The organism is Streptomyces sp. NPDC050856 (genome assembly GCF_040653855.1).
Lineage (GTDB): Bacteria > Actinomycetota > Actinomycetes > Streptomycetales > Streptomycetaceae > Streptomyces.
Genome location: NZ_JBFAGV010000034.1, coordinates 57016 through 65304 on the forward strand (window position 1 = coordinate 57016; position 8289 = coordinate 65304).

Here is an 8289-nt window from a genome sequence, read left to right on the forward strand (position 1 = left end):
GTACGCGACAATAGGGGGCATGACCGCGTTCAGTCCCCTCGCCATCGGCCCGCACACCGTGCGGCCCCCGGTGGTGCTCGCCCCCATGGCCGGCATCACCAACGCCCCCTTCCGCACCCTGTGCCGCGAATTCGCCGAAGGCGTCCGGGGCTTCGCCGGCCACCCGCCGAAGGGCGCGGCCGGCGGGGGCAAGGGCCTGTTCGTCAGCGAGATGATCACCACCAGGGCGCTGGTCGAGCGCAATGAGAAGACCATGCAGCTCATCCACTTCGACGCCACCGAGACACCGCGCTCGATCCAGCTCTACGGGGTGGACCCGGTGACCGTCGGCAAGGCGGTCCGGATGATCGTCGACGAGGACCTCGCCGACCACATCGACCTGAACTTCGGCTGCCCGGTGCCGAAGGTGACCCGCAAGGGGGGCGGCTCGGCCCTCCCCTACAAGCGGCCCCTGCTGCGCGCGATCCTCAACGAGGCCGTCTCCAACGCCGGGGACCTGCCGGTCACCATGAAGATGCGCAAGGGCATCGACGACGACCACATCACCTTCCTGGACGCGGGGCGGATCGCGGTCGAGGAGGGCGTGACGGCCATCGCCCTGCACGGGCGCACCGCCGCCCAGCACTACGGCGGCACGGCCGACTGGGAGGCCATCGCCCGGCTGAAGGAGCACGTCCCGGAGATCCCGGTGCTCGGCAACGGTGACATCTGGTCGGCCGACGACGCGCTGCGGATGATGCGGCGGACCGGCTGCGACGGCGTCGTCGTGGGGCGTGGCTGCCTGGGCCGCCCGTGGCTCTTCGGCGACCTGGTGGCCGCGTTCGAGGGGACGGGCGAGGCGGCGGCGCCCACGCTGCGCGAGGTCGCCGACGTGATGGTGCGCCACGCCCAGCTCCTGGGGGAGTGGATCGGTGACGAGTCCCGAGGTGTCATCGACTTCCGTAAGCACGTGGCCTGGTACCTGAAGGGCTTCGCGGTCGGCTCGGAGATGCGCAAGCGGCTGGCGGTCACCTCGTCGCTGGACGAGCTGCGCGCTCAGCTGAGCGCGCTGGACCTGGATCAGCCGTGGCCGGCGGGCGCGGACGGTCCGCGCGGGCGCACGTCGGGCAACAACCGGGTCGTCCTGCCGGACGGCTGGCTGAAGGACCCGTACGACTGCTCGGCGGTCGGCGCGGAGGCGGAACTGGACACGTCGGGCGGCTGATGGGGCCGGGCCGGGGGGCCGGCGGCCGATCGCCGGCCCGGTCCTCCGGCGGCCCCGGCCGGGGGCGTCAAGCACGCGTCAACGGGGCGTCAACAGCACGTCAAGGGGTTCCGCATGCTGGAATCGGCGCTTCCCGGGCGGCGTGATTCTCGCCACCCTTGATAGGGGTTGCGCTCACATGAGCGCCCAAAAGGCGGATGCACTTCCTAAAGGATGGCACTCAGTGCCACCCCTTATGTGTTCAAGTGTTGAAGACAAAGGCGCCTGCTGTTGCTCATGTGAGCGGTCGTACCGCCCATGGGAGCGCACCTCACTTCAAGGGGTGAATCATTCGGCATGTCCGGACCAACACGGTGGTCACTTTCGATCTGCTGGCGGACGAGTGGTTAAGCCCGTATGACGGGTAGGCGTACATACCCAGGCACCTTCGATCTGGGTATGTTCCTCGCCGTCAGGGCAGCCACCGAGTCCTCGAGGAGTCGAGACCCGTGTCGGAAAACAAAGATCAGAAGTTCGTGTACGACTTCACCGAGGGCAACAAGGGCCTCAAGGACCTGCTCGGCGGCAAAGGTGCCAACCTCGCCGAGATGACCAACCTGGGCCTTCCGGTCCCTCCCGGCTTCACCATCACCACCGAGGCCTGCAAGGTCTACCTCGACAGCGGCGACGAGCCCGCCGAGCTGCGTGACGAGGTGAGCTCCCACCTCCAGGCCCTCGAGCAGAAGATGGGCAAGAAGCTCGGCCAGGCCGACGACCCGCTGCTGGTCTCGGTGCGCTCGGGCGCCAAGTTCTCCATGCCCGGCATGATGGACACGGTTCTCAACATCGGGCTCTCCGACAAGTCCGTCGAGGGACTGGCCAAGCAGGCCGGTGACGAGCGGTTCGCCTGGGACTCGTACCGCCGCCTGATCCAGATGTTCGGCAAGACCGTCCTCGGCGTCGACGGCGACCTCTTCGAGGAGGCGCTGGAGGAGGCCAAGCACGCCAAGAAGGTCACGGTCGACACCGACCTCGAAGCGGCCGACCTGAAGAAGCTGGTCAAGCAGTTCAAGAAGATCGTCAAGACCGAGGCCGGCCGCGACTTCCCGCAGGACCCGCGCGAGCAGATGGACCTGGCCATCAAGGCGGTCTTCGACTCCTGGAACGGCGAGCGGGCCAAGCTCTACCGCCGCCAGGAGCGCATCCCGCACGACCTGGGCACCGCCGTCAACGTCTGCTCCATGGTCTTCGGCAACCTCGGCCCCGACTCCGGCACCGGTGTCGCCTTCACCCGTGACCCCGCCTCCGGCCACCAGGGCGTCTACGGCGACTACCTCCAGAACGCCCAGGGCGAGGACGTCGTCGCCGGCATCCGCAACACGGTGCCGCTGGCCGAGCTGGAGTCGATCGACAAGAAGTCGTACGACCAGCTCATGCAGATCATGCAGACGCTCGAAACGCACTACAAGGACCTGTGCGACATCGAGTTCACCATCGAGCGCGGCCAGCTCTGGATGCTCCAGACCCGGGTCGGCAAGCGCACCGCCGGCGCGGCCTTCCGCATCGCCACCCAGCTGGTCGACCAGGGCCTCATCGACGAGGCCGAGGCGCTCCAGCGGGTCAACGGGGCCCAGCTCGCGCAGCTCATGTTCCCGCGCTTCGACGAGAAGGCCCAGGTGCAGCAGGTCGGACGGGGCATCGCCGCCTCGCCGGGCGCCGCCGTCGGCAAGGCCGTCTTCGACTCGTACACCGCCGTCAAGTGGTCCCGGTCCGGCGAGAAGGTCATCCTCATCCGCCGTGAGACCAACCCCGACGACCTGGACGGCATGATCGCCGCCGAGGGCATCCTGACCTCGCGCGGCGGCAAGACCTCGCACGCCGCCGTCGTGGCGCGCGGCATGGGCAAGACCTGTGTGTGCGGCGCCGAGGAGCTCGAGGTCGACACCAAGCGCCGCCGGATGACCGTGCCGGGCGGGCACGTGGTCGAGGAGGGCGACGTCGTCTCCATCGACGGCTCCACCGGCAAGGTCTACCTCGGTGAGGTACCCGTCGTGCCGTCGCCGGTCGTGGAGTACTTCGAGGGCCGGATGCACGCCGGCGCCGACGACGCCGACGAACTCGTCGCCGCCGTCCACCGGATCATGGCCTACGCGGACCGGCGCCGCCGCCTGCGGGTGCGGGCCAACGCCGACAACGCCGAGGACGCGCTGCGCGCCCGCCGCTTCGGGGCGCAGGGCATCGGCCTGTGCCGCACCGAGCACATGTTCCTCGGTGAGCGGCGCGAGATGGTCGAGAAGCTGATCCTCGCCGACACCGACGAGGAGCGCGAGGAGGCCCTCGCGGCGCTGCTGCCCCAGCAGAAGCAGGACTTCGTGGAGCTGTTCGAGGCGATGGACGGGCTGCCCGTCACGGTCCGCCTGCTGGACCCGCCGCTGCACGAGTTCCTGCCCGACATCACCGAGCTGTCGGTGCGCGTCGCGCTCGCCGAGGCCCGCAAGGACCACAACGAGAACGACCTCCGCCTGCTCCAGGCCGTGCACCGGCTGCACGAGCAGAACCCGATGCTGGGTCTGCGCGGCGTGCGCCTCGGCCTGGTCATCCCCGGCCTGTTCACCATGCAGGTCCGTGCCATCGCCGAGGCCGCCGCCCAGCGCATCGAGGCCAAGGGCGACCCGCGGGCCGAGATCATGATCCCGCTCGTCGGCACCGTCCAGGAACTGGAGATCGTCCGGGACGAGGCCGAGCAGGTCATCGCCGAGGTGCAGCAGCGGACCGGCGTCGAGCTGAAGCTGGCGCTCGGCACGATGATCGAGCTGCCGCGCGCCGCGCTGACCGCCGGTCAGATCGCCGAGGCGGCGGAGTTCTTCTCCTTCGGTACGAACGACCTCACCCAGACGGTGTGGGGCTTCTCCCGCGACGACGTGGAGGCCAGCTTCTTCACCGCGTACCTGGAGAAGGGCATCTTCGGGGTGTCGCCCTTCGAGACCATCGACAAGGACGGCGTGGGCAAGCTGGTGCGGGACGCGGTGGCGGCCGGCCGGGCCACCCGCCCGGACCTGAAGCTGGGCGTGTGCGGTGAGCACGGCGGCGACCCGGAGTCGGTGCACTTCTTCCACGAGGTGGGCCTGGACTACGTGTCCTGCTCGCCGTTCCGCATCCCGGTGGCCCGCCTGGAGGCGGGCCGGGCGGCGGCACAGTCCAGCGGCAGCGACAGCCGCTGACCGGCCACCGGAGCAGCCGCCGGGTCCATCCGACCCTCACCGACGCGGCGGCGGCTCCGGTACGCCGGCCCGCCCCGGCCGGAGCGTGGTACGCCCGGCCGGGGCGGGAGCCGGCGGACGAGCGAGCCGCGGGGCGCCGCGCGGTGCCCGGCCGATACGGCCCGGCACCGGGTGACACCCGGCGGTGAGCCGGACACAGAACAGGGCGGACACCTTGTGCGGAGGTGTCCGCCCTGTCGTGCGCCCGCCCCCGGTGCCGCGCGCCGCCCCGTGCCGGCGGGGACGGGCGCCGCGTCCCCGGTCCCGGCCCGGGCGCGGGGCGTGACCGGCGGGGCACGACGGGCGGTTCGGCGGTCCGGTCCAGGATCCGGGCGAGCACCACGGTGGGGGCGAACCCGGCGGCGGCCCGGGGCGTGGGCGCCGCCGGGGCGACCGGGCGACCGGGCCCCCGGGCGGCCCGGTCGCGGTGCGGCGTGCCGGCGGGCCGTACCGGTGGCGTGCCGGCGCCGGAGCGGGGCGGGGCGGGAGCCGGCGGGAGCGGGTCACCGGACGGGCCGCGCCGGGTGCCGGGTGGCCCGCCCCGGTCGCGGGGCCGCGTTCGGCAGGCCGTACCCTGGGCGCCGTGCCGGGAGCCGTGAGCCGAGTACCGATGCCGAGTACCGAGTACCGAGTGCCGTCGGGCGCCGGGCGGGCCCGTGCCGGGTCCGGCGGGCCGCGTGTCGTCCCGCGAGCCGTGCCGCGTCCCGGGCGTCGTGTTCCGTACCGGCGCCGTGTACCGCCCGGGGAACCCGGAGGGAAAAAGCAGCTTGGTGTTGCATAGCGGCCGGTCGAATTCCGCGTGCCGCACGGCGAAGTTGAATCGCGAAGTGTTCCCGCCCGGTCGAATTGCGCCATTCATGCCGCAAAGAACGGGCGGAGCGCGGCCACCGGATCCCCACCCGCCGACCGCGCCCCATTACCCCTGCCGGACAGGAGAGCCGCAACCTTCCCGGACCGCCGCCGGACGCGCGAAGCCCCCCACGGTCTTCATCACGTCACCTCGGTCCAGAAGGTTTCCCGTCCGACGGCGTACAGCTTTTCGGTTCCGACCCCACCTCCGCGATGCGTTTCAACTGTGGCTGAAAGGCCGTGGTAACGTGCTGTGATGGTGTGCATACTCATTGGCGGGGGGTGATTGCGCATGCAACAGGTGGGGGTTCAGTGCTTCGTATTCATTTCACCGGGGAGTGTCTCGCCGGCATCCGGATGGCCGCCCGGCCGGATGCGTTGTGGGAGACGATTCTCAGCTTTCACCGATTGCGCGACCGGCGGGGCGCGCTGGTCTACGGGGAATGGCGCACCGAGGCCCGGACGCGGTTGAGCGGTGAAACGCGCATGCTCGGCACGCTCGTGCCGGTCCGGGGATATTTCCCGGACTTCCTGACGCCGCCGCAGGGGCTCGACGGCCTCGACGAGGGCCTCCAGGCCCTGCGTGCCACGCCGCCCGCCCGGATCCACACCGAGCTCGCCCTGCTCGCCGCCTCCCGCCCCGGTGGCGCCCGGCTGCCCGGCTGGGCCAGGTCGCTCGCCGAAGGCGGCCCAGAGCCCGTCGGAAGGCTCCTGGGGGCCCTGCGCGGTTACCACCGGGCGGCCGTGGAGCCCTACTGGTCGTACATCCAGGCCCGCGTGGAGGCCGACCGCGCCGTACGCGGCCGGGCGCTGCTCGACGGCGGGGCCGAGGAACTGCTCGCCACGCTGCCGCCGATGTTCCGCTGGCGCTCACCGGTGCTGGAGGCCGACTATCCGGTCGACCGGGACCTGCACCTGGACGGGCGGGGGCTGCTGCTCCAGCCGTCCTACTTCTGCCGGGGCACCCCGGTGGTCTACCGCGACCCGGAACTGCCGCCGGTGCTGGTGTACCCGGTCACCCACACCGACGCCTCGGCGGTCGCCGAGCCGGGCGCGAGCGACGGGACCTCGCTGGGCCGGCTCGTCGGCCACACCAGGTCCGCCGTCCTGAAGGCCATAGGCCACGGCGGTACGACCAGCGAGCTCGCCCGCCGGGCCGGGGTCTCGCTCGCGTCGGCCAGCCAGCACGCGGGAGTGCTGCGCGAGGCGGGTCTGGTGGTGACCCTGCGCCAGGGCAGCTCCGTGCTGCACACCCTCACCCCGCTGGGCGCCGCCCTCCTGCACGGCGGCGCCCAGCCCAAGTGCCGGCGTTACGCGCGGAACGGGCCCGTCACCTCGTAGGTGATGCCGCCCGACGAACTGCCGGTCGTGCCGCGCTGGCTGGAGAAGTAGAGCCGCTTGCCGTCGGGCGAGAAGGCCGGGCCGCAGATCTCGGAGCCCGACTGGCCGTTGATCCGCAGGAAGGGAGCCACCACGTCGTCCGGCGTGATCACGCAGATCTCCATGTTCCCGCCGTCCTCGGCCACGAACAGGTCCCCGGACGACGAGCCGGTGACGTTGTCCACACCGGTCAGCGGGGCGGCCCCGCTGGGCACGAGCGAGTCGTCGTACGCCAGCTCGTAGGTGTTGTCGGCCAGGTTGAGCTGCCAGAGACGGTTGTCGCCCTTGGTGGTGAACCAGACGGTGTCGTTGGCGTAGTGGCAGCCCTCGCCCCCGCTGAACCGCTTCGCACCGGAGACCTGGTCACGCGTGTAGGTGGGGGAGCCGTCCGGGTCGGGGACGGTCGCCCAGGTGAAGGAGCCGGAGGTGGCGGTGCCGGCCCTGAGCACCTGGAGGGTGCCGGAGGACAGGTCGCCCCAGGTGGCCGGGACGAACCGGTAGAGACAGCCGTTCGACTCGTCCTCGGTCAGGTAGATCACCTTGCGCACCGGGTCGGCGGCGGCGGCCTCGTGCTTGAACCGGCCCATCGCGTCCCGGCGGACCGCGGCCTTCACGCCCCACGGGTCGGTCTCGTAGACGTAACCCAGGCTGACCTCCTCGCAGGACAGCCAGGTGTTCCACGGGGTCTTGCCGCCCGCGCAGTTGGTACGGGTGTTGGACAGGATGCGGTACGCGCCGACGATCGCGCCGGTGGCGGAGAACTTGACCGCGCCCGCGCCGCCGCCCGGGTTGATCTCCGAGTTGGAGACGTAGATCCAGCCGGTGCCGTCCGCGAAGCAGGCACCGCCGTCGGGGGCGTTGTGCCAGGTGTAGGAGGTGGAGCCGACCTTCTGGCCGGACCGGGCGATCACCCGGCTGGTGAAGCCGCCGGGCAGCTGGATTCCGTTGGCGTCCGCGGCGCCGAGGGCTCCGTACGGGCCCGCGCCGGGCTGGGCCGGGGCCGCGTAGGCCGCGCCCCGCATCAACGTGCCGCCGAAGGCCGCCGCCGTGCCGCCGACGACCGCTCCACGCAGGAAACTGCGACGTTCCACTTGTCACTCCAGGGGGGATGACCGCCCCGCCGCTCCGGTCGGGCGGCGGGGTCGCGCGCTTCCGGAAGCTAGAAGCCCCGCATTGACGGTGCATCAACAACCGGTGAAGCGGAAGCGTCGGGCCACGGTTGGTTGCGCTCCCGCGCCACCCGGCCGGGCCCCGGCCGGGCCCCGGCCGGGTGGCGGGCGCCCCGGCGCGGGCGCCTGGGGCGGCCCACCGGGTGCGTAAGGCGGTCTCCCGGGCGGCGTACGGGGTGCCGGGGGCGACGTACCGGGCGCCGGGCGGCACGGCGGGCGGGGCCGGCCGGGCGGGCCGGCCCTCGCCGGTGGCGGCGGGCCGGGCCGGGTCCGGCGGCTGCTCGGTGCTCCTCCGGCCGACGGGGCTCATGGCGCCGAGGCTAGGCCGCGCCGCGGAGCCCCGCAACGCGGGCGCGGGGCCCCGGCGCGGGCCCCCCCCCCCCGCGCGGGGGGGGCGCCCGGGGGGGGGGGGGGGGCCGGGGGGGCCCCGCGGCAGCTTATTAGATAT

4 protein-coding genes are annotated in these 8289 nt (G+C 72.2%); 3 read left to right on the forward strand and 1 reads right to left on the reverse strand.

Annotation, left to right across the window (positions count from 1 at the left end; genetic code table 11):
• Positions 1-19: 19 nt before the first annotated feature.
• From dusB to AB0H53_RS25055, 3 genes are all read left to right on the forward strand, one after another.
• Complete coding sequence (gene dusB / locus AB0H53_RS25045) at positions 20-1204, forward strand: tRNA dihydrouridine synthase DusB (protein WP_362117496.1); 1185 nt, start codon at positions 20-22, stop codon at positions 1202-1204.
• Between the two features lie 488 nt (positions 1205-1692).
• On the forward strand, positions 1693-4404 hold the full coding sequence (ppdK, locus tag AB0H53_RS25050; protein WP_362117499.1) for a pyruvate, phosphate dikinase: 2712 nt from the start codon (positions 1693-1695) through the stop codon (positions 4402-4404).
• A gap of 1200 nt (positions 4405-5604) precedes the next feature.
• Complete coding sequence (locus AB0H53_RS25055; protein ID WP_362117502.1) at positions 5605-6633, forward strand: winged helix-turn-helix domain-containing protein; 1029 nt, start codon at positions 5605-5607, stop codon at positions 6631-6633.
• Here the strand turns inward: AB0H53_RS25055 and AB0H53_RS25060 are convergent.
• Entirely contained in the window at positions 6603-7763 is a 1161-nt protein-coding gene (locus AB0H53_RS25060; protein ID WP_362117505.1) for an alkaline phosphatase PhoX, read from the reverse strand. The two genes, AB0H53_RS25055 and AB0H53_RS25060, sit on opposite strands and share 31 nt — an antisense overlap.
• Positions 7764-8289: the final 526 nt, after the last annotated feature.